The organism is Moraxella sp., assembly GCF_024227015.1.
Lineage (GTDB): Bacteria > Pseudomonadota > Gammaproteobacteria > Pseudomonadales > Moraxellaceae > Moraxella.
In genome coordinates this window covers 1-662 of sequence record NZ_JAAELD010000087.1, presented here as the reverse complement: position 1 = coordinate 662, position 662 = coordinate 1, and the positions used below count along the sequence as shown (strand labels likewise).

Genomic DNA, 662 nt, shown 5'->3' with positions numbered 1-662 from the left:
GGCGCAGTTGAAACGGCGTTATCCAGAACGGCGTTTTCAACCATTATTGTCTGATGAACAATATGGTTTTAAGGCGCGAACGCATTTTGTGGGCAGAAGTCGGGAGTTGACGCGATTAAATCAAAAATGGTTGAGTGCGAGTGAGTCGCGAGTGGTTTTGATACAAGGTTTGGCAGGGCTGGGGAAAACAGCGTTAGCAGCTGAGGTGGTGAATTTATGGCATAATCGGTTTGATTTGGTACTGGTGGTGCAGTCGCGTGGTTATGCAATGAATGCAGTAGATTTTTATAAACGAATTGATTTGCTGTTGGTGCGATTGAGTGAGTATTATAACCAAGATTGTCAAGGTAATGAGTCTCGCAAAATTTTTCAGCATGAAGATGTGCCAGATCGCCATGAAATTATGCGGGAAAATTTGCTGGATGTGCTGGAGAATTATCCTATCTTATTGATTATAGACAACTTTGAGACGAATTTGTTGTCTGATCCGAAAAAAGGGTCTGTTTGTCAGGACCCAGAATGGACGGAATTATTGACGGCGTTTGTGACACGGTTGCAAGGGCAATCGCGGGTGATGATGACCAGTCGGCATCGCCCAGTGGTATGGGTTGATAAGGTACTCTGGTTGCCTTTGGGACCATTACCCATGAATGAGGCGTGGT

General features: G+C 45.0%; 1 protein-coding gene. It reads left to right on the top strand.

What is annotated here, in order from left to right:
- Positions 1 to 662, top strand: a 662-nt coding sequence (locus GY683_RS01910; protein WP_297287142.1) for an ATP-binding protein, incomplete at both ends; no start/stop codon positions are given.